22 protein-coding genes and 1 riboswitch are annotated in these 20,530 nt (G+C 23.4%); of the genes, 6 read left to right on the top strand and 16 right to left on the bottom strand.

The genetic code is table 11. The features are described from left to right. Position 1: 1 nt before the first annotated feature. From trmD to hpt, 9 genes are read right to left on the bottom strand one after another with little or no spacing between them, the layout of a single operon-like run. The gene (gene trmD / locus EV215_RS07955; RefSeq protein WP_134113475.1) at positions 2–754 is read right to left on the bottom strand and encodes a tRNA (guanosine(37)-N1)-methyltransferase TrmD; all 753 of its coding nucleotides are present in this window, start codon (positions 752–754) and stop codon (positions 2–4) included. Then, positions 751–1,281 (bottom strand): ribosome maturation factor RimM, encoded by a 531-nt coding sequence (gene rimM / locus EV215_RS07950; protein WP_134113474.1) that lies wholly within the window; start codon positions 1,279–1,281, stop codon positions 751–753. Before rimM ends, trmD begins: the two co-directional genes overlap by 4 nt. A gap of 18 nt (positions 1,282–1,299) precedes the next feature. Then, on the bottom strand, positions 1,300–1,551 hold the full coding sequence (locus EV215_RS07945) for a KH domain-containing protein (RefSeq protein WP_134113473.1): 252 nt from the start codon (positions 1,549–1,551) through the stop codon (positions 1,300–1,302). Beyond that, positions 1,527–1,946, bottom strand: coding sequence for an acyl-CoA thioesterase (locus EV215_RS07940; RefSeq protein WP_134113472.1), 420 nt, complete (start codon positions 1,944–1,946; stop codon positions 1,527–1,529). Before EV215_RS07940 ends, EV215_RS07945 begins: the two co-directional genes overlap by 25 nt. Beyond that, positions 1,939–2,661 (bottom strand): pyridoxine 5'-phosphate synthase, encoded by a 723-nt coding sequence (locus tag EV215_RS07935; RefSeq protein WP_166667382.1) that lies wholly within the window; start codon positions 2,659–2,661, stop codon positions 1,939–1,941. Before EV215_RS07935 ends, EV215_RS07940 begins: the two co-directional genes overlap by 8 nt. Next, positions 2,661–2,900, bottom strand: coding sequence for a DUF4911 domain-containing protein (locus EV215_RS07930; RefSeq protein ID WP_134113471.1), 240 nt, complete (start codon positions 2,898–2,900; stop codon positions 2,661–2,663). The genes EV215_RS07935 and EV215_RS07930 overlap by 1 nt, the downstream gene beginning before the upstream one ends. Then, entirely contained in the window at positions 2,893–3,699 is an 807-nt protein-coding gene (gene rsmA, locus EV215_RS07925) for a 16S rRNA (adenine(1518)-N(6)/adenine(1519)-N(6))-dimethyltransferase RsmA (protein WP_134113470.1), read from the bottom strand. The genes EV215_RS07930 and rsmA overlap by 8 nt, the downstream gene beginning before the upstream one ends. Positions 3,700–3,709: 10 nt before the next feature. Beyond that, positions 3,710–4,237, bottom strand: coding sequence for an SPOR domain-containing protein (locus EV215_RS07920; RefSeq protein WP_166667381.1), 528 nt, complete (start codon positions 4,235–4,237; stop codon positions 3,710–3,712). Further along, entirely contained in the window at positions 4,230–4,790 is a 561-nt protein-coding gene (gene hpt / locus EV215_RS07915; protein WP_134113468.1) for a hypoxanthine phosphoribosyltransferase, read from the bottom strand. Before hpt ends, EV215_RS07920 begins: the two co-directional genes overlap by 8 nt. A 160-nt stretch (positions 4,791–4,950) precedes the next feature. Between hpt and EV215_RS07910 the strand changes: the two genes are divergently transcribed. The 6 genes from EV215_RS07910 to EV215_RS10520 all read left to right on the top strand — a co-directional run bounded on the left by EV215_RS07910 (position 4,951) and on the right by EV215_RS10520 (position 10,654). Beyond that, the gene (locus EV215_RS07910) at positions 4,951–5,658 is read left to right on the top strand and encodes a PASTA domain-containing protein (protein WP_134113467.1); all 708 of its coding nucleotides are present in this window, start codon (positions 4,951–4,953) and stop codon (positions 5,656–5,658) included. Positions 5,659–5,674: 16 nt separating this feature from the next. Continuing rightward, entirely contained in the window at positions 5,675–6,586 is a 912-nt protein-coding gene (gene rsgA, locus EV215_RS07905) for a ribosome small subunit-dependent GTPase A (RefSeq protein ID WP_243832407.1), read from the top strand. Next, a complete protein-coding gene (gene rpe / locus EV215_RS07900; protein ID WP_134113466.1) occupies positions 6,579–7,208 on the top strand; it encodes a ribulose-phosphate 3-epimerase in 630 nt (209 codons plus the stop codon). Before rsgA ends, rpe begins: the two co-directional genes overlap by 8 nt. 9 nt (positions 7,209–7,217) lie before the next feature. Continuing rightward, positions 7,218–7,883 carry a MarR family winged helix-turn-helix transcriptional regulator gene (locus EV215_RS07895; RefSeq protein WP_134113465.1) on the top strand — a complete coding sequence of 222 codons (666 nt, stop codon included), beginning with the start codon at positions 7,218–7,220 and terminating at the stop codon, positions 7,881–7,883. A gap of 42 nt (positions 7,884–7,925) precedes the next feature. Then, complete coding sequence (locus EV215_RS07890; protein WP_134113464.1) at positions 7,926–9,527, top strand: Rqc2 family fibronectin-binding protein; 1,602 nt, start codon at positions 7,926–7,928, stop codon at positions 9,525–9,527. A gap of 602 nt (positions 9,528–10,129) precedes the next feature. Beyond that, the gene (locus EV215_RS10520; protein ID WP_166667380.1) at positions 10,130–10,654 is read left to right on the top strand and encodes a GGDEF domain-containing protein; all 525 of its coding nucleotides are present in this window, start codon (positions 10,130–10,132) and stop codon (positions 10,652–10,654) included. A gap of 18 nt (positions 10,655–10,672) precedes the next feature. On the opposite strand, the gene EV215_RS07880 is transcribed toward EV215_RS10520, so the two are convergent. The 7 genes from EV215_RS07880 to EV215_RS07850 form a co-directional block, all read right to left on the bottom strand. Next, positions 10,673–11,605: a DMT family transporter gene (locus tag EV215_RS07880; RefSeq protein WP_134113462.1), complete on the bottom strand. Its 933-nt coding sequence runs from the start codon at positions 11,603–11,605 to the stop codon at positions 10,673–10,675. Positions 11,606–11,715: 110 nt separating this feature from the next. After that, a riboswitch (FMN riboswitch) is annotated at positions 11,716–11,854 on the bottom strand. A gap of 68 nt (positions 11,855–11,922) precedes the next feature. Next, positions 11,923–13,539: an alpha/beta fold hydrolase gene (locus tag EV215_RS07875; RefSeq protein ID WP_134113461.1), complete on the bottom strand. Its 1,617-nt coding sequence runs from the start codon at positions 13,537–13,539 to the stop codon at positions 11,923–11,925. Between the two features lie 191 nt (positions 13,540–13,730). Beyond that, a complete protein-coding gene (locus EV215_RS07870) occupies positions 13,731–14,690 on the bottom strand; it encodes an early set domain-containing protein (RefSeq protein ID WP_134113460.1) in 960 nt (319 codons plus the stop codon). Between the two features lie 63 nt (positions 14,691–14,753). Further along, complete coding sequence (locus tag EV215_RS07865) at positions 14,754–17,588, bottom strand: pullulanase X25 domain-containing protein (protein WP_134113459.1); 2,835 nt, start codon at positions 17,586–17,588, stop codon at positions 14,754–14,756. Between the two features lie 279 nt (positions 17,589–17,867). Continuing rightward, positions 17,868–18,086, bottom strand: a complete 219-nt coding sequence (locus tag EV215_RS07860) for a hypothetical protein (RefSeq protein WP_134113458.1) — start codon at positions 18,084–18,086, stop codon at positions 17,868–17,870. Positions 18,087–18,169: 83 nt separating this feature from the next. Beyond that, positions 18,170–19,189 (bottom strand): glycosyltransferase family 4 protein, encoded by a 1,020-nt coding sequence (locus EV215_RS07855; protein ID WP_134113457.1) that lies wholly within the window; start codon positions 19,187–19,189, stop codon positions 18,170–18,172. A 12-nt stretch (positions 19,190–19,201) separates the two neighbouring features. Further along, positions 19,202–20,215, bottom strand: a complete 1,014-nt coding sequence (locus tag EV215_RS07850; RefSeq protein ID WP_134113456.1) for a lysylphosphatidylglycerol synthase transmembrane domain-containing protein — start codon at positions 20,213–20,215, stop codon at positions 19,202–19,204. Positions 20,216–20,530 lie beyond the last annotated feature (315 nt).

Genomic DNA, 20,530 nt, shown 5'->3' with positions numbered 1-20,530 from the left:
TCTATTCACCCTCTGTTTTATCTTTTATCTCTTTTTTTATTTCATCTAATAATTTTATTTCCAATTTTGAAAATTCTTTATTTTCAAGCTTTTTTTCTAATAAATCTGGCCTTCTAATATATGTTCTTTTTATACTTTCTTTTTTTCGCCAAATTTCAATATTTTTATGATGTCCAGAAAGTAAAACCTCTGGAACTTTTAATCCATTATATTCTGCTGGTCTTGTATAATGAGGATAATCTAATAAACCATTATAAAATGAATCATTTTCATATGATGCAGTATTTCCAAGAACTCCAGGAATAAGCCTTGATATAGCATCAGTTATAATCATTGCCGGAAGTTCACCACCAGTAAGAACATAATCGCCTATTGATATCTCCAAATCTACAAGTTCTTCTATCACACGTTCATCAATACCTTCATAATGACCGGCTATTATAGTTATCTCTTTTTCTTTTGATAAATCTTTTACTAGATTTTGTGTAAGTGTCTTTCCTTGTGGAGAAGTATAAATTATTTTACTCTTTTTAAATTTTTCTAAAACTCTAAAAAGAGGTTCTGGCTTTAATACCATTCCTCCTCCGCCTCCAAATGGAGTATCATCAACCTGCTTATGTTTATCAAATGTAAAATCACGTATATTTATTACATTTATTTTTATAAGTTCTTTTTCTAACGCTCTTTTAATTATACTTTCATTTAAAAATCCACTAAACATATCAGGGAATAAAGTCAAAATATTTATTTTCATTTTTCTTCACTCTTATTTATATTTTTTAAACTTTCAGGTATATCTACAATCAATTTGTTATTATAAAAATCAATTTTTTTAATAAAAACTTCAACATTTGGTATCATAATCTCTTCATTATTTTCATCTAAAATAATAAAAATATCATGAGCTGCTGTTTCCATTATATCTTCTATTGTTCCTAAAAGATTATCTTCTTTATCATAAACATTTAATCCTATATAATCACTCTGATAAATATTTCCATCTTCTATTGTTCCTAAAATATCTCTCCTAATATACAATTTAGCATTCATTATATTTAATGCTTCTGTTTTATTTTTAATTTCTTCAAAATCTACATAAAGTAATTTATCGCCACCAATTTCAATATTATTTATAGTTAAAATTTTCTTTTCACCATTCGATTTTTCTGCAATAATTTTATTATTTATAATTTTTTCTACATCTTCAAAAAAAGAATACACTTTAACTGTTCCTTTTAAATGATGTGTTCCATTTATTCTTCCTAAATAAAATAATTCCATTATTTTTTTTACCACCTCTTAATCTAAAAATTCAACATTTACATTTAATTTGTCTTTTACTCCTGCTGCTTGCATTACTCCTCTTATAGCATTAGCTGTAAGACCATTTTTACCAATTACTTTTCCTAATTCACCATCAGCTAATCTTACTTTTAATATAATCAAATCTCTTTCTTCTGTAGTAGTTATTTGAATAGATTCTTTATCCTCTACAAGTTGCTCTAATATATATTTTAATAATTCTTCTAATTTTGTATATCTCTTTGACATTTTTGCCCCCTTATTTTTTCAAATATTTCTTTTGAAATTCTTTTTATTTTTCCATTTTTATCTGTAAAAATATTTATACTTTTTCCTTTTGCAAGTAAAATATTTTCTTCGTTATAAAATTCATATTCAAATTCTATTTTTATTCTACTAAATTCATTTATTTTAGTTTTTATTCTAATTAAATCATCATATAATGCTGCATGGAAATACTTTATTTGAATATCACTTACAGGAAGCATTACTCCAATTTTTTCTAAATCTTTATAACTAGTTCCTCTTACTCTAAAATATTCCGTTCTTGCTTTCTCCATCCAAATTAAAAAATTCGAATGATAAACTCTTCCCATTTGGTCTGTTTCATTATAATAAACTCTATGAAAAATATCGTTATACATTTTCAATTAACCTTTTCATCTCTTTTATAGCTTCCTCTATTCCTATAAAAATTGATCTAGCTACAATAGAATGACCTATATTAAGCTCTACAATGTCTTCTATTTTTACAACATCTTTTACATTTTTATAATCTAATCCATGCCCTGCATTTACTTTTAATTTAAGTGCTTTTGCTGCTTTTACTGCATCTTCTATATTTTTTAATTCTTCTTTTCTTTGCTCTTCTGTTTTAGCATCTGCGTATTTACCAGTATGTATTTCTACAAATTCTGCACCTATCTCTTTTGCTATTTTCATTATATCTGTCCTAGCGTCTATAAAAAGGCTTACTTCTATTCCCGCTGTATGTAATTTTTCTATTGCTTTTTTTGTTTTTTCTTTTACTTCTTTATCTTGGATATTAAGGCCTCCTTCAGTAGTTAATTCTTCTCTTTTTTCCGGTACTAAAGTTACCATGTCAGGTTTTACTTCTACTGCAATATCTATTATATCCTCTGATGTAGCCATTTCTAAATTAAGTCTTGTTGTCACTATTTCTCTAAGAATATACACATCTTTATCTTGGATATGTCTTCTATCTTCTCTAAGATGTATTGTTATCCCATCAGCTCCAGCTTTTTCTGCTAAAACTGCCGCTCTTACTAAATCAGGTTCTTTAGCAAGCCTTGCTTGTCTAAGTGTTGCTACATGATCTATATTCACACCCAATTTCATTATATTATTCCTCCCCATTTTCCTTGTTTTGTTATTTCTAACTTAACACCTTTATTTCTTAAATTTTCTAATATTTTTTCTATATCTTTTATAAAATAATTTAGAGTAATAATTTTTATCTCGCCTTCTTTAGGATTTAAAGTTCTTACAACTCCTACCCCTTCATATGCTTCTATAATTTTATTTATAAAATCTATATGTTTTTTTTCTGTTTTAATAAAAAATTCATAACTATACATTAACATCACCATTTTTAAATAAAATAATTAAATCAATAAAATTATCGATTGATAAATTCTCTGCTCTTAAATTATTGCTTAAATATAATTTTTCTAAATTTTTTTCTATAATCTCTCGAGAATATCCTAAAGTTTTTAAATTATTTACTATATTTTTTCTTTTATTCGAAAAAGCTGCTTTTACAAATCTAAAAAAAGTTTTTTCATCTACTCTATCTAAATATCTATTATCTTTATAAAGTTTTATAGACATAAATGCTGAGTCTACTTTGGGTACTGGTGTAAAATATTCTTTTGGTATTGTAAATAAATATTCTGCTTCTCCAAAATATTCAACTGATAAAGTTAATATACTTCTATTTTTTCCTTTTTTAGAACAAATTCTTTCTGCAACTTCTTTTTGAACCATTATATAAATTTCTTCTACATATTTTCTGTTTTCTATAAGTTTATTAATTATTGGAGATGTTATGTAATAAGGAATATTTGCTACAACTTTAACTTTTTTAGAAATTTCTTTATCAAAATCTACTTTTAAAATATCTTGCATTATTAATTTAAAATTTTTTCTTGTATTATATTTTTTTAATAATATTTTTTCTAATTCTTTATCTATTTCTACACAAATAACATCATTAACTATATCTAATAAATACCCTGTTAAAGCTCCTTCTCCAGGGCCAATTTCTAAAATAGAGTCATTTGCATTTACACTAGATACTTCTATTATTTTATTTAACACTTCATCTTGATTAGTCAAAAAATTTTGTCCAAATTTTTTTTTATGTTTAAAATTCATTCATCCTCCATTATTTTAATCGAATCCAATAATCATTAATAACGTTTATTTTCATTAAATTTTTTGCAAAACTTTCCGCTTTTTCTCTATTATCAAACTCAACATTAAATCTCAATTTATAATAATCACCATTTTTTTCATAATATATTTTGTAGCCTAATTTTTCTAATCTTTCTTTTTCTCTTCTAACATTTGAAAATTCTTTAAAAATCCCTAATTGAACAATATATTTTTTATTAATTTTTACATTTAAAATTTTACTATAGCTATCAATTGTAGTTTCTTTGTTCTTAGTAGAATATAATTTATAATAATCAAAAACCGGTAAATAAACTACATTGTCTACTAATTCTTTATTTGTTTTTATTTTTATGTTAGGTTTTTGAATAAATATTTTATAAAAGAAAAATAAAATTACAAAAACAAATAAAAAGGAAAAAAAAGAAAATAGATATATTTTCTTTTTTCTCCTGAATTTTGCATTTTCTTCTTCTCTTTTATCTAATAACTCTTTTAATTTAGAGTCTGTATTACTCATCTCCATCAAACGCTCCCATTATTCCTATATACGGAATATTTCTATATTCCTGTTTAAAATCTAACCCATAACCTAAAACAAATTCATCAGCTATATCAAATCCTATATATTGTACATCTACCTCTGCTTCTCTTCTAGCCTCTTTATTTAATAAAGTACAAAGTGATACTGACTTTGGTTCTCTATGTCCTAACATTTTTAATACTCTTTTTAATGTTAATCCTGAATCTATAATATCTTCTACTACTATAACATGTTTTCCCATTATATTTTCATCTAAATCTTTTACTATTTTTACTTCTCTTGAACTTTCAAACTCATTTCCATAACTAGATACTGTCATAAAGTCCATTTTCATAGGTATTTTTATTTCTCTACATAAATCTGCGAAAAATAAAACTGAACCTTTTAATAAACAAACAACAATAACTTCCTCTTCTTTATCTTTAAAATCTCTAGTTATTTCTTCACCTAATTCTTTTATCCTAGATTTTATTTGCTCTTCTGTAAGTAATACTTTTATTATTCCGTGTTCCCAATCTTTTTTAGCCATTTTTATAAAAAACCTCCATTATATTTCAATAAACTTGATTTATTTTATCATTTAGGTTAATATTTATCAAGTATTTATTGATATTTTTTTTTTTATATGATATATTTGTAATTGGTAATATATTTGATTATAAAACATTTTAAAAGCAAGGAGTTTTTTTATGAACAAAAAAAATATAATTATTTTTTTAGACTTTATATTGATTATATTTATAATTTATTTTAGTATAAATACAGGTTTAAAGTTTTTCTTTAATGATTTTTTATTAGAAACTCCTGATTTATCAAATCTTACTTTTAATGAAGCTGTTGTTCTTCTTGAAAATTCAGATATAAAATTAAAAAAAATTGACGAAGATTTTTCAGAATTTGAAAAAGGAAAAATATATCTACAAATTCCAGAAGCAGGAAGTGCTATAAAAAAAGGTCGAACTATCAAAGTATGGGTTAGTAAAGGTAAAAATAGAATTGTTGTACCTGATTTTTCTAATCTAGATATAATAGATGCAAAAGTAATGGCTGAACAAAAAGGTTTCTCTATCAAAGAGATCGTTTATACTCATTCTAATCAAAAAATTAACACAATTATTACTACTGATCCAAAAGAAGGTACTATTATGTCTTCTGATAAACATCTTTCTTTTTTAGTAAGCAGCGGCCCAATAAATGAATTTGTTAGAATGCCTGATATAATAGGTCTTAATATTGATGATGCTCGAAAAAAATTAGAAAAAAATCAATTATTTATAGGAAGTATTGAATATATTGAAAATGATTTAATCGAACCTAACATTGTATTTGACGCAAGTATATCTGTAAATGAAAAAATAAAAAAAGGGAGTAGTATAAATATTATTGTTTCTAAATAATAAAATAAATTAAGGAGTGATAAAAATTTCAACTACATCAACAATAGGAAGAGTTTTATATAAAATCAAAGGATTTTATTATATTGAAAATGAAGAAAAAAATATTTTTGAATGTAAATTAAAAGGTATAAACAAAAGGATAAACCGTAAAGATAACTGTGTTGTTGGAGATATTGTAGAATTTGACCCACGTGAAAAAATTATAAATAAAATTTTAGAAAGAAAAAACATTTTAAAAAGACCTTTAGTTGCAAATATCGATTTATTAGGTATAGTTTTTTCAATAAAATCTCCAAATTTTGACATGGAAAGATTTAACCTTTTACTTTTAGACTGTTTTTACTACAATGTGAAACCTTTTGTAATAATTAATAAAATAGATCTAGTAAATAACAAAGAATTAAAAATATTTAAAAATTCATTATCTTTTTTAAAAAATTTAAATATTGATGTATTTTATATTTCTACAATTACAGAAAATATTGATACTATTAAAGAATACACAAAGAATAAAGTAACTGCTTTTGGTGGCCCTAGTGGAGTAGGTAAATCAACAATTATAAATTTACTACAAAACGAAAAAGAGCTTGAAACTGGTGAAATAAGTAAAAAGTTATCAAGGGGACGACATACAACTAAAGGAGCAACTATTCTTCATCTTAATTATGGTGGTTACATTATTGATACTCCAGGTTTTTCATCTCTTGAACTTCCTAATATAAGAAATGAAAAAGAGTTATTAGAACTTTTTAGTGAATTTTATGAATATTCAATTAATTGTAAATTTAACAATTGCTTACATATAAACGAACCAAATTGTTATATTAAAGATTTGGTTGAAAAAAATAAATTATCAAAAATAAGATATGATTTTTATATTAAAACTTATAATACATTAAAAAATGAAAGGTGGAATAAATATGATTAAAATAGCTCCTTCTATCTTATCAGCTGATTTTAGTAAATTAGGAGAAGAAATAATTGCCATATCAAATGCTGGGGCTGATTATATACATATAGATGTAATGGATGGTAACTATGTACCAAATATATCTTTTGGGCCATTAGTTATAAAAAGTATAAGAGATAAAACAGATAAAATATTTGACGTTCATTTAATGATCGATAAACCAGAAAGATATATAAAAGAATTTGTAGATGCTGGTGCCGATATTATTACAATACATGCAGAATCTACTGTTCATTTGCACAGGACTATTCAACTTATTAAAAATTTTGATGTGAAAGTTGGAGTATCTATAAATCCTGGTACCCCAGTAAATAATATATCACAAATTATAAATGATATTGATATGGTTCTTATTATGAGCGTTAATCCAGGATTTGGTGGCCAAAATTTTATTGAATTTTCTATTGATAAAATAAAAGAAGTTCGAGCTTTAAGTAAAAGTATTGACATTGAAGTAGATGGTGGTATAAATAATGAAACAGCAAAGAAGTGTATCACTGCTGGAGCAAATATATTGGTTGCTGGCTCATATATTTTTAATGGGGATTACGAAGAGAGAATCTCTTCTTTAAAAGATTAGGAGGAATATATGTCTTTTGAAAACGTAAATGTAATGATCGAAAAATTTTATAAATTGTTTTATGAAACAGAAGAGCTTATATTAAAACAAGGAATAAAATGTCTTACTACTACAGAACTACATGTTGTAGAAGCTATAGGAAATGATTCTCTTACCATGAATGAACTCTCTGATAGACTTGGTATAACAATGGGAACAGCCACTGTTGCAATAAATAAACTTAATGATAAAGGATTTATAAATAGAAAACGTAGTGATAAAGATAGACGAAAAGTTTTTGTAGAATTATCAAGAAAAGGACTAAAAGCTTTAAAATATCATGAAACTTTTCATCAAGATATTATTTCTAAGATAACTAAAAATTTATCGAATGCTGAATTAGAATCCTTTACAACAGTTTTTGGTAAAATTCTTACTAATTTAGAAAATCAAATTGAATTTGTAAAACCTGATATTATTAATAATTTTATGAAAGGTTGTAAAATTAAAATTACTGAAATAAAAGGTAGTACTTTAATAAAAAAATTCTTTAAAGAAAATGGTATTGTAGAAAATAAAGAAGTTAAAATACTTGATAAAAACAAATATAATATTACTTTATTAGTTGATAATAATAAAGTAGAAATTGATACTATTGACAGTAAAAATATTATTGGATTACTATTAAAAGATTAAAAACAGGCCTTTCTAGGCCTATTTTTTTTGAAAGGAGTTATTATGATATACTTTGAAGGAATACATTTAAAATTACTTATTGATGAATTAAAATCAATTATTTTAAATAAAAAAATAACAAAAATTGTACAATATGATAAATTAAATATATCATTATTTTTTAATAAAAATAATTTGTTTTTTTCTGCTTTACCAAATTTATCGATTTGTTATATTAATGCAAATAAAGATAACGCCCCAAAAGAACAGTTAAATTTTGCGTTAATTTTAAAAAAAAATTTATTAGGAGCAACTCTTATTGACATTTTACAATATAATTTTGAAAGGATAATGATTTTCAAATTTGAAAAAATAGATGAGTTGGGTAAAAAAAATATTTATAATCTTATATTTGAAATGATGGGGAAACATAGTAATATTTTTTTATGTGATAACAAGCTAAAAATAATCAATTCTTTAAAACCTTTATTTCTAGAAGAAAATAAAAGAAATTTATTTAATGGAAGTGATTTTGAATTTTTTACATCAAACAATAAACTTTCTCCTTTTGATATTTCTGAAGAACAATATAATAAAATAAAAGAACAATATAATTTACATAAATATATATCTGGTATAGGTAAATTAACATCTATTAATAGTAATTCTTATAATGAATTTATTAAAAATCTAAATAAAAGAAAATCACCAATTCTTTATAAAGAAAATAATGAAATAAAAATAGCTTCTTTTGTTAGATATCAGTCATTAGAAAGTTTTGAAAAACAATCTTTTAATTCTATTTCTGATATGTTAAATAATTATATTTCAACTACTATTTCATCAGTAAAAATAAATAAATTAAAACAAAATTATTTAAAGGTCATTACTAATAAAATCAAAAAAAACAATAATATTATCAAAAATATAATAAAAGAAAAAGAAAAATACTCTGATTATGAAAAATATAAAAATATCGGCGATATTTTAGCTGCAAATTTATATTCTATAAAACCTTATCAAAAAAACATTGAACTATTTGATTTTTATAATAATCAAAATATTACTATACATTTAGATGAAAATTTAACTCCTCAAGAAAATCTAAATATTTATTATAAAAAATACAATAAATTAAAGAAAAAATTAGAGTATAATATAATTAGAGAAGAAGAAATAAAAAAAGAATTAGAATATCTATTTACTTTAAAGAATTTTATTGTTTTAGCTGATAATCTAAACACTTTAATCTCTATAGAAGATGAATTAATTGAACAAAATATTTTAAAAAGAAAAATAAAAAAGAATAACAGAAAAAAAAGGAAAAATACTATTAATATAGAATATATTATAGTAGATAATTTTAAAATTTATTTTGGAAAAAATAACAAAGAAAATGAATATATAACTTTTAAATTAGCCGATAAAAATGATATTTGGCTTCATATAAAAGATATCCCAGGAAGTCATGTAATTATAAAAGGAGAAAATCCTTCGGAAAATATTATTTTAGAAGCTGCAAAAATTGCAGCAAAATATTCTAAAATAAATTCTGGTAATATTACCATTGATTATACTCAAAAAAAATATGTAAAAAAAATCCCTAATTCAAAACCAGGATTTGTTACTTATTCTAATTTCAAGAGTATTTTTTTAAAAATTTAATTTAAAAATAAAAAGTAGGAGATTTTATGTTAAATAATAAATTTATTCTTAAATATAAAGAATATTGTTTTGAAACCTTTATTAAAAATTTAATTGTAGGATCTATATTAAATTTATTTATAGTTCCTATATATTTTTTACAGTTTCATACCAAATTAAAATATTTTAACATATATTTTTTAATAACTTTAATTTTTTCATCTTTTATATATATTTATTTTTATTATACTCATAAAAAAAATAAAAAAATTACATATTTCTTGGGTATTATTCTAATTTTTTTACCAAATATATTTTTTAATTTTTTAATTTTTTTTAACTTTGAAAACAATTTAAAAACAAATTATAATTTATTTCATACAATCATATTTATTTTTTTCTTTCAATTTGTTTTTAGTATTTCTTTAAATTATTTTTTGATTTTATTAATAACTATAATACCATTTTATATAAATTTAGTTTTACTAATTTTATACAATAAAGTTAATACAAACCATTTTTATACTTTAATATTTCCAATATTACTTTCTATTATTTTTTCAATAATTGCTTTTTTTTATAAAAAGCAAGATAAAACTTTCTTTATTACAAAATTAACCTTAATGAATAAAACTAAAGAACTTGAAAAAGAAATAGAAAAAAAAGTAATTCTACAAAATATTTTAGAGAAAGAAACTCTTTATGATTCACTTACAACTGCTTATAATAGAAAAGCTCTTTTCAGAATTTTTGATAAATTAATGCTAGAACTTGATTCAGATGACTATATCTCTTTTAATTTTTTGGATATTGATAATCTAAAAAAAGTAAATGATTTAAAAGGACATAATAATGGAGATAAATTAATTAAAGAATTTGTACGAATAATATCAAGTGAAATAAGAAATAGTGACTATATTTTTAGAATTGGTGGAGATGAATTTGTATTAATTATTACTAAGTGTACAATTAATACTCATAATTTAATTCTTGAACGTATTTCAAATATTTGTAAAGATAATAATATTCATTTTTCTATTGGAAGTGTAATAAAACAATTAAAGCATATTAAAAATTTAAATGAAATATTAAAAGAAAGTGATAATTTGATGTATCAAGATAAAAGAAATAACAGGAAGAAATATTAAGCTTCTTCCTGTTATTTTTTATGCTTTTTTATATTCTATTATTTCATTTTGATTTAAACTAATTTTAACTATTGTTATCATCAATACAAAAGCCGCTATCCATTGTACAGGAGATAATATACTTTTATTAATTATCACATCAAAAAATGCTGCTGAAAGAGGAAATGCTAATTCACAAATTGTAGATATATGAGCATCTATGAATTTTAAACCATAATAATAAAGTGCTATTGCACCTGCTCCTGTTGTAAATGTAATTATTAATAATATTATCCAATTTGCTTTTGTAACATTTACTAATGGAATAAATCCTTTTGTAAATAAAAGTATACCTGCCATAATTACAGTAGTAAATCCATATCTAAAAAATGTTGCTGTTTTAAAATCAAAATTAGTAACTATAAACTTTCCAAAAACCGTTGCACTACCAAATGAAAATGCCGCTATTATAGAGTACATCGCCGCTAATATTGTGTTTTTATTTCCTGCATCTATATGTGGTGCATTTAATCCAAATGTTAAAAAATATGCTGCTATTATTGCTATTGAAGCCCATACTATAAAATCTTTACCTGTTTTTTCTTTTAATATTAATCTAGCTAAAATAATAGCAAATATTGGTTGTAATTTTTGTAAAAGAACAACTACAGATAATTGGTGAAAATTAACTAAAAATAGTGCTTTCACTATTGATAATGTTCCTATTGCTCCTCCAAATAAAGCAATTAACCCCATAAATATCAAATCATGTATTTTAAATTCTTTTAATTTTTTATATTCTTTATAAAATATAAAATTCATTAGTGCAAATGGTATAGCATGTAATAAAAATACTACAAATGGCACTGGCAAATTATAAAGTCTCGGTGTTAAAACAACTCCATCAAGCCCCCATAAAACTGCTGCTATTATTACAAATATTGAGCCTAACCATATTTTTTTCTTTTCCATTCTTATTTCTCCTTTCGATCATCAAACTTAAAATAAAAAACCCCGATTTTAATCGGGGCATTTTAAATCAATAATAAATATAAATTCTTCATCTATATTTTATTTTTTATTTAATCTTTATCCTTTCCAGACTTTACTGTCGGTACTGGAATTTCACCAGTTCATGTTAAATCATTTGACAAATATTAAATGATTTAACTCGCGGACTTTACCGCCGGTCGGGAATTTCACCCTGCCCCTAAAGATTTTATATTTTATTTTTTATAATTATATTCCTATTTAATGTTTTTGTCAAGAATTTTATATTTTAATATTATTTAATTTTCTTCTTTTAAAAAGTTATTTACCTCATTTATAAAGTTTACTCTATCTTCTATATAATGTACATGCCTTGTATTTTTAAAAATAATATATTTACTATTTTCTAAATAATTATTCCAATCTTTTATAGTTTCAGGATATATTTCATCAAACTCTCCTGCTGTTATAAGAACTTTCTTATCTATTTTGTTTAATTCTTCTTTTTTTTCATATACTTTAGACCATCCATTTATATTATACTCGCTTTCACCCCATAATTTTAAATAAATATTTTCATTAAAATCTATAAAATAATCCATATATTTATATAAATCTTTTAATAAGTATTTTTCTGTATATTCATCATCTTTATCACTAGATTTGAGAGTATTATATTTTATTTTTGTATCTCTAGCCCAGTCACTTGCACTTATAACAGGTGAAGCTAAAATTAACTTTGATACTTTTTTAGGATATTTTAAAGTATAATCTATTGCTACCATAGTTCCCCATGAATGACCTAAAATACTTACTTTTTCTAACCCTAAATTTTGAATTATATTACTTAAATCAATAATATAATCATTTATTGATAAATTTTCTATAGTTAAAACTTTATTTGATTTTCCTGTTCCGATTTGATCATACAATATTACTTGTCTTTTTCTAGAAAGATTTAATAATGGGTATAATATTTCATGTGACCAACCTGGACCACCTGATATAAGAATTAACGGTTCTTCTTTACTTTTACTTCCGTATACCTCATAGTAAATTTTACCATTAATTGACTCAATAAAACCTTTTTCTTTTGGAGTATACTCATATTTCATTGCATATGATATACCATATACTACTTTTAAATGTGTATCACCTTTTAATATAGTATCTTTGAATACATTTTTTTTGAATAAAAATTTTTCTAGTTTTTTATACTCTTTATTTTCAAATAACTGAAAATAACTAAGACACATATACAACTCATAACCTAAATCATACTCTTTATTTTTGATTACATAATCTACTAAATTTTCTAATTCTTTTATTATTTTATAATATGGAGAAATGTTTATATTTTTAGAAAAAAACTCTGAATCATATAAAATAATATGGGTTAAAAAATATCCATAATAAAATGGTTTGTTTTTTAATTCTATTTCTATATTCTTTTCCATATTTTTTATATTTATTTTTCTATATTTTAAATCATTTAAAATTCTTTTAAAAATATAATTTAATATTATATTTCCTTTATCATCATCTACATTTGTTATATTCCAATTTAAATCTTTAAATTTTTCTGGAATTTTTTTCCCTATACGTTTTCCAAAATATAGATTATCTAATATAGACTGTCTATAAAAAAAATCTTTATTAAACATCTCCATATTATTTATTTTTTCTGATTTCAAATTATTTGATATTATATTATTTAATTTTTCATTTGCATTTATTTCATTAGATAATTCATTTGATACATTAGATAAAGTATAATAAAAAATAGCTAAATCAGTTTTTTCAATAAAACTTTTTGCATTTTCATTTATATTTTTTTCTAAAATAGATATATTACTTGCAAAGCTTAATTCAAATAATGATAAAAATAATATTAATAATTTTAAGATTTTTTTCATTTTTTCTCCCCTTTTAAATCTATTAAATAATTTTTATAACACTTGATTTTTTTATAAAATACTCTCATTTTTAATGTTATTTTTATTTTACTTGAAATATTTAAATATTTCAAGTAAAATAAAAAACCGCTAAAGTTAGATTTCTCAAACTCTAGCGGAAAAAAGAGGAGTTTTTTTGATGTCACTTTATATTAAAAGTCCATTGTTGCTACACCATCTGTATTTGTTCCTAATTTATAATTAGCACCATTATTTCCTATATCATTACCATTCCATTCTGTACTATCATAAATAAATTTAAATTCTGTTCCTTCATCTAAATCATATATTGCTGACCATGTTCCATCTGATTGTTTTACTAACGAATAAGTTTTATCTGTTGGGTCCCAACCATTAAGCGTACCTACTAAATGTACTTCATTTGCTACTGTTACTCCTGCTTCTGTCGGATTAAATGTTATTTTCCATGCAAGCACTGGTTCTGCTACACCATCTGTATTTGTTCCTAATTTATAATTAGCACCATTATTTCCTATATCATTACCATTCCATTCTGTACTATCATAAATAAATTTAAATTCTGTTCCTTCATCTAAATCATATATTGCTGACCATGTTCCATCTGATTGTTTTACTAACGAATAAGTTTTATCTGTTGGGTCCCAACCATTAAGCGTACCTACTAAATGTACTTCATTTGCTACTGTTACTCCTGCTTCTGTCGGATTAAATGTTATTTTCCATGAATTTACAGCAGATTCCCAACTATCTAAAGTTATTTTTGGTTGTAATACTTCTGCTACTTTCAGTTTTACTACTTCTGTTCCATAATATAAGTCTTTTTTATCTATTGATTTTACTTCTACTGTTACTTTATATTCTCCAGATTTTAACCCTTCAAATTTTTCACCTATCCCTTTAGATGTTCCATTTATTTTTACTTCTGCTGTTGTGAAATCTATCCCGCCTTCTGTTACTGTTACTCCTGAACCTGATGTTGTTTCTAAATTTGAATCTATTAAAATATTTGATTGTTTTACTATTATATCTCCAAATCCAGCTCCTGCCTCACTTGCATCTTTTAACATACCTTCGCAACCTATTATTGCTAAAGATAATAATATTAAAAATATATTTAATATTTTTTTCAAACTAATCACTCCTTTTGATTGATTTCATTTTTTAAAATTCTAAAGGGGATCCCCCCCTTTAGATTAAAATACTGATTTAAAGCTTACTTTAGTATAATCTTCTCCTTCATCTCCATCTTGTTTATTATATGAAGCATTTATTGTAGTTATACCAATTTTTTTCTCTAACTCTACTTTCATTGCGTCATCTTCAAATTCTGATGTATTTTTATGAGCTAAATCATATTTATATGTAAAATTAGTTTGTATATCAAAAGGAAGTTTATATCCTGTAGTAAATGTTAATATTGAATACCAATCAATAAATGATTTTTCTGATGCTACATAATATTGCTCATCTTGATTTAAATCAGAAGGAGTATAATCAGTTTTCCCTTCTTCTAATTTTCTTGTTTCATAATTAACTGTAAGTCCATCCCAATTTTTTAATGATTTTGCTTCTAATTTTGTTTCAGCATAGAATTTTTTCAACCAATCATTATCATCTTGATCTTTATAATCACTTCTTTCAACTATTCCATCTCCGCCATTATCATCTGACTCATATCCTGCTTTTACATATGATACTATTGGTAAATTGTGCGCTTTTGCTTCTGTCCAGTATTGAACTGCTTTACCATCTTGATCAGAATAATAAACATCATCTACTGCATAAGTTAAGTTACCTTTTACGTATTCTATCATTTTACTAAATTCTTTTAATTCTGATTCTACATAGTATTGAGATGTTTTTGATTCAAATCTTTGAGTTGTATTTACAGTTATATATTTTACTAATGGTAATTTTTCTGTTTTTGTTTCTATAAATATTTCTTTTAATTCTGCATTAAAATTAGAATCTTGTGGATCTGCTAAATAATATCCTTTTACATAGCTTACTACTGGAGTTTCTGTTAATTCAAATCCTGCTTTTAATCTAGTTGATAATAATTTATCTCTATTTACTTCTTGTGTTTTATGAGTTTTTTCTACATATAATTTTAAATTTTTTAATACTTTATAATCTGCGTTTAAATAATTATCCACATACCCTGTTGAGCTGTCATCTAATAAATCATCACTTGCAAATGGCATATATGTATTAGCTTTTAAAAATTTAGTTCCAACTTTTAAGTTTCCTTTATCAAATAAATTATAATTTGCTTCTGCAAAATATAAATTTAATCCATAATCTAATTTTGGATCAAGTCTATTTGTTTCTTCTACTTTTGCATTACTTCCAGAACTTTCAGGTAATCCTTTTTCATTTCCATTCCATGAAGTTGCATCATATATAAATTTATATTCTTTTCCACCTACTACTGAGTCTGCAAATGTTCCTGTCCAAGTTCCATCTGATTGTTCTGTTAATGTATAAGTTTTATCTGCTGGATCCCAACCATTAAACGCACCTACTAAATGTACTTCTGAAATATCATCAGTTATATCATAATCCGCTGGATCAAATATAAAGTCCCAATTAGTTCCATTTTTATGTGTACCTGTAATAGCTGTCTCAATTGTTCCTGTTGGTACATATCCTACTTCAGTTTTTAAAGAAAATTTATCATTTACTTTAATTTCTCCATATACTGTTGAATCAATTGCTGTATTTTCTTTTTTACCATCATATTTTACAGAATATAAACCATTTGATGTTCCTACTTTTATTTTATCGTTTGCAAATGTTTTTTCTAAATTCAAATATCCAAAAGTTTTTTTAGTTTTTGATTCTTCAAATATATCTGCTTTATAACTAGATACTGCCGCATTTAATTTTATTCCATTATTGTATGATACTTTTCCTGCTATATTATTATTTGCTATATCTTCTGGATTTTTAGTATTATCTCTATCATCACTACCTGTATTTGGATCTATTACTCCTAAAAAATCTGTAGATTTTTCATATGATGATTTATTTATCATTCCTCCAACTGTTAAGTTTCCTATTTTATAATCCGCTGAAAAATCTTCTATTTCTACATCTTTTAATGATAAGTTTTCTTTTTCTATTGAACTATCTACAATAGTATATTTTTTATGATCTAAATCAAAATTTAAGCTAGTTTTTGAATTAACTGTTAAATTTTTTGATAATATTCCAAATTCAAATTCATTTGTTACATTAATATCTGCATCTTTACCTTTTTTTTCAAATGTATTTGTTAATACAGGTATAAAATTAACTCCTACTATTTCTAAATTATGAGAAATAGATTTTGTTTTATAATCAAATGTAAATGTTACTTCTGTATTATCAGCTGGAACTGTTAACTCTATATTACTTCCATCTGCTGCACCATCTTTACCATAGTTTTCATCCCAACTTCCACCTACTGTTACCTTATACTCATAGTTTCCTTTTGGTAATATAGCTTTAAATTCATATACATCATCACCAATATGAGTCATTTTTGTTACATCGCCTGCTGGATCCCAATCTGTTCCCCCAAGTACACTTTGTATTGTCCCTGGTAATCTTATTTCTAATCCTCCTAATACAGCTACTTTAGGTGCTGTTTCTTCTACAACAGCTTCTCCATTAATACTATCAGTAATTTTTTTAGTATTATAATCAAATGTAAATGTTACTTCTGTATTATCTTCTGGAATTTCTAATTTAATATTTTTTCCATCTTGTTCTCCATTCATTCCATAATTCTCTGCCCAACTTCCACCTACTGCTACTTTATATTCATATTTTCCAGCTGGAAAAATTCCTTTAAATTGATAAATATCGTTTCCAATATTTGTCATTTTTGTTACATCGCCTGCTGGATCCCAATCTGTTCCCCCAAGTGCACTTTGTATTGTCCCCGGTAAAACAACTAGTTTCTCCTCAGCAAAAGAAAAACTAGTAAAAACAAAACTAAATAAAATAACTAATAAAAATACTGCCTTAATATTTCTTTTCATATAATCCTCCTTTTTTATTTAATAAAACTTTTTTCAATATCGTTTCCAATATTTATTTAAAAAAAATAAACTTAAAAGTATAATTACAAATCAATCTTTATTAAAAAATAATTTGTTTTCCACTATATTCTAATAAAAATCTTATTACAGTATAATATATATCATATTAGAACAAAAAAGTCAATATTCATTCTATATTTTTTGGAATTTTTTTATAATATTTTGGAAACGTTAATAGAATAAATAAAAATAAAACTAGAAGTTTAAAAACTTCTAGTTTTAAGCTACAATATTTATATTGCCCGTTACAATGGATTTTGCAACAATTTTGGCACCTTGTTTATTATATAATCCTATTTTTTGTAATTTACTTGCTAGTTTATCAATATTTTTTTCAACATGTGGTGCAACATATTGTTGCTTTTTTGTTTTTTGTGGCTCTTTTTTTATACTACTTTTATAATAAGCAGTATATCCATTTATTCTTCCGATTTTCATTTTTCATCCCTCCTTGGACTAATTACTTAATATTCACTCCTTGAATATCTATATATTTTTTATCGGAGAATATTACCAAAACTTTATATTATTCCATTATGAATTTCTTCTTTTTCTTCATATACAAGATATTCATATATTGATTTTAGATATTTTCCTATAGTTTCTAATTCTCTTTCTTTTGCTACTTCATATCCATTTAATTTAATTTTTTTTTCTATTATTAGAGATATTAATTTTTTAAAATCATCTTTATTTTTAGCTTTCATACAATGTTTTTTATCTTTTAACCAATCTCTATAAACTGGTATATCTCTAATAATAATCGGAGTCTTTGCTGCTAAAGCTTCAAGTACTACTATTCCTTCGTTTTCTTCATAACTTGGAAAACAAAACACATCTGCAACTAAGTAAGCTCCTAATAAAACTTCTCTTGATACATATCCGGGGAAAATAAGATTTTTTGGTGGGTTTTCAAGAATATTTTTTATTTTTTTAGGCAATAATTTTGTCATTTTAGCACCAAACCATATAAAGTTATACTCTGGCATCTCTTGTGCTAACTCATAGAAATCTATTACACCTTTTCTTTCAAATGGAAGTCCTGCCGACATTATTATCGGTTTATCTATTTCAAATTCTTTTTTAAATTTTTCTATTAATTTTTCTTTTTTATTTTCAAATTCATTAATATCTACTCCATTTGATATTACTGCCCCTTTTTTATGTATATCATAACTCTTTATCAATTGTTTTGTATAATTACTTGGATATATTAAAAAATCAGCCATATTATACATGAGTTTTAACTGAAATTTTATAATTTTAGATGTAAAGTTACTAAAAAAGAAACTATTTTTATAATCTTCATATGTTGTATGAGTATGACATATAACAGGGATTTTTCTTTTTTTTAATTCTCTAAGTAATTTCAAGCTTTTTATCCCTATTGTATTTATATGTGCTATATCATAGTTATCTTCTGGATTTAAAGTATAAGAAACCCCATTCAATTCTAGAGCTTTCATTTGATGTTCTAATGCTTTTCCTACTCCTGATTTACTAAATAAATTTTTTCCTTCAGAATAAAGTAGTACTTTCATAACCCCTCCTCTTTATTTAATAAAATTTTTTATCTCTTTTTCTTCTTTTAAAATAATATATATCATTATTAATGAACCTACTAAAATATTTAAATAATATGATAAAACTCTCCACAAAAACATTATAAAAAATATATTTTTTTGTAATAAAAATTTATGAAATATAAGTATAAATCCACCTTCTGCTCCCAAGCTTGCGCCTGGTAAAGGAATAAATGATGTTATCATATTTAAAAATGCCATTCCAGGAAGTAATATTTCCAATTTTATATTTTCTTTTAGCGACAGTATTATAAAATATGGCATTATATACATGCAAAATAATTTTATTAAATTTAGTACTATTAACTTTACTACTATTTTCTTATCATTTTTTATAATATTTATACTTAAATAAAATTCTTTTATAAATTTTCTTATTTTTATGTATAATTTATTTTTATATTTTTCTTTTAAAAAAGGTATTTTTTTGATTACTCCAAACATAAATCTACCACTATTTTTAGATATAAAAAATAATGATATTAAAAATATTGCTATTATTAAATTTAATGTAAATCCAAAAAAAATAAAATATATTTTTTCTTTTAAAACGACTTTAAAATAACTATATTTAAAAAATATGCTAATTATTCCTAAAATTGTAAGAATTATTTGATAAATAAAAAACATTATAAAAAGAGTCGCTGTAGATTTTGCATATGCTACTTTTTTACTATTCATATGATATATTTGAACTACTTGACCTCCACTAGCAAAAGGAGTTAATCCATTAAATAGCTGTCCAAGTGCAATATTTTCAAAACTATCATGAATTGATATATCTTTATGTAAAATCGATTTTAGCATTAAAATTTCACTAACCCAAACACCAAAAGAAATCAATATTCCTATCAACAAATAAAAATAATTCAAATTTTTAAACATTTCTTTATGTATGTAATTATTTTTTAACATGAAGTATATTGTTATTATAAAAACTATTATTACAAAAATTATATTTCTTTTTTTTAAAATATGTTTCATCTTATCCCCGCATTCATATATTTTATGATTTATTTTTAGTAAAAACAAATAATTGAGTTTTTTCTAACTCTTTTAGTATATCTTAGCTTAAAATATATTTAAAATTTTGTAAAGTATTTTTTTATAAATATCAAATTTTTTTATATTTGAAGCTTTTATGTTAAATTTAGACTCTCTTTATTTTGATTTTATAATTTTCTTTTTAAAATATCCTTAAAATTTGGAACATTGTATAATTAATTGCACAAATAAATAAAAAAAAAGACACATCTAATAAGAATCTATGCTAAAATGTTGAATCACTAAAAACAATAT

Origin of the sequence: Hypnocyclicus thermotrophus (assembly GCF_004365575.1) — a bacterium.
GTDB lineage: Bacteria > Fusobacteriota > Fusobacteriia > Fusobacteriales > Fusobacteriaceae > Hypnocyclicus > Hypnocyclicus thermotrophus.
The sequence above is the reverse complement of the archived record's forward strand: the minus strand, read 5'-3'. Positions and strand labels throughout refer to the sequence as shown.

What these genes read in the sequence shown, in the direction of transcription:
- trmD (WP_134113475.1), bottom strand. Translation starts at nt 754, where the DNA reads ATGAAAATAAATATTTTGACTTTATTCCCTGATATGTTTAGTGGATTT.
- rimM (WP_134113474.1), bottom strand. Translation starts at nt 1,281, where the DNA reads ATGGAATTATTTTATTTAGGAAGAATAAATGGAACACATCATTTAAAA.
- EV215_RS07920 (WP_166667381.1), bottom strand. Translation starts at nt 4,237, where the DNA reads ATGAGTAATACAGACTCTAAATTAAAAGAGTTATTAGATAAAAGAGAA.
- hpt (WP_134113468.1), bottom strand. Translation starts at nt 4,790, where the DNA reads ATGGCTAAAAAAGATTGGGAACACGGAATAATAAAAGTATTACTTACA.
- EV215_RS07875 (WP_134113461.1), bottom strand. Translation starts at nt 13,539, where the DNA reads ATGAAAAAAATCTTAAAATTATTAATATTATTTTTATCATTATTTGAA.
- EV215_RS07945 (WP_134113473.1), bottom strand. Translation starts at nt 1,551, where the DNA reads ATGTCAAAGAGATATACAAAATTAGAAGAATTATTAAAATATATATTA.
- EV215_RS07890 (WP_134113464.1), top strand. Translation starts at nt 7,926, where the DNA reads ATGATATACTTTGAAGGAATACATTTAAAATTACTTATTGATGAATTA.
- rpe (WP_134113466.1), top strand. Translation starts at nt 6,579, where the DNA reads ATGATTAAAATAGCTCCTTCTATCTTATCAGCTGATTTTAGTAAATTA.
- EV215_RS07935 (WP_166667382.1), bottom strand. Translation starts at nt 2,661, where the DNA reads ATGAAATTGGGTGTGAATATAGATCATGTAGCAACACTTAGACAAGCA.
- EV215_RS07860 (WP_134113458.1), bottom strand. Translation starts at nt 18,086, where the DNA reads ATGAAAATCGGAAGAATAAATGGATATACTGCTTATTATAAAAGTAGT.
- EV215_RS07855 (WP_134113457.1), bottom strand. Translation starts at nt 19,189, where the DNA reads ATGAAAGTACTACTTTATTCTGAAGGAAAAAATTTATTTAGTAAATCA.
- EV215_RS07895 (WP_134113465.1), top strand. Translation starts at nt 7,218, where the DNA reads ATGTCTTTTGAAAACGTAAATGTAATGATCGAAAAATTTTATAAATTG.
- EV215_RS07940 (WP_134113472.1), bottom strand. Translation starts at nt 1,946, where the DNA reads ATGTATAACGATATTTTTCATAGAGTTTATTATAATGAAACAGACCAA.
- EV215_RS07850 (WP_134113456.1), bottom strand. Translation starts at nt 20,215, where the DNA reads ATGAAACATATTTTAAAAAAAAGAAATATAATTTTTGTAATAATAGTT.
- rsmA (WP_134113470.1), bottom strand. Translation starts at nt 3,699, where the DNA reads ATGAATTTTAAACATAAAAAAAAATTTGGACAAAATTTTTTGACTAAT.
- EV215_RS07930 (WP_134113471.1), bottom strand. Translation starts at nt 2,900, where the DNA reads ATGTATAGTTATGAATTTTTTATTAAAACAGAAAAAAAACATATAGAT.
- EV215_RS07910 (WP_134113467.1), top strand. Translation starts at nt 4,951, where the DNA reads ATGAACAAAAAAAATATAATTATTTTTTTAGACTTTATATTGATTATA.
- EV215_RS07880 (WP_134113462.1), bottom strand. Translation starts at nt 11,605, where the DNA reads ATGGAAAAGAAAAAAATATGGTTAGGCTCAATATTTGTAATAATAGCA.
- EV215_RS07865 (WP_134113459.1), bottom strand. Translation starts at nt 17,588, where the DNA reads ATGAAAAGAAATATTAAGGCAGTATTTTTATTAGTTATTTTATTTAGT.
- EV215_RS10520 (WP_166667380.1), top strand. Translation starts at nt 10,130, where the DNA reads ATGAATAAAACTAAAGAACTTGAAAAAGAAATAGAAAAAAAAGTAATT.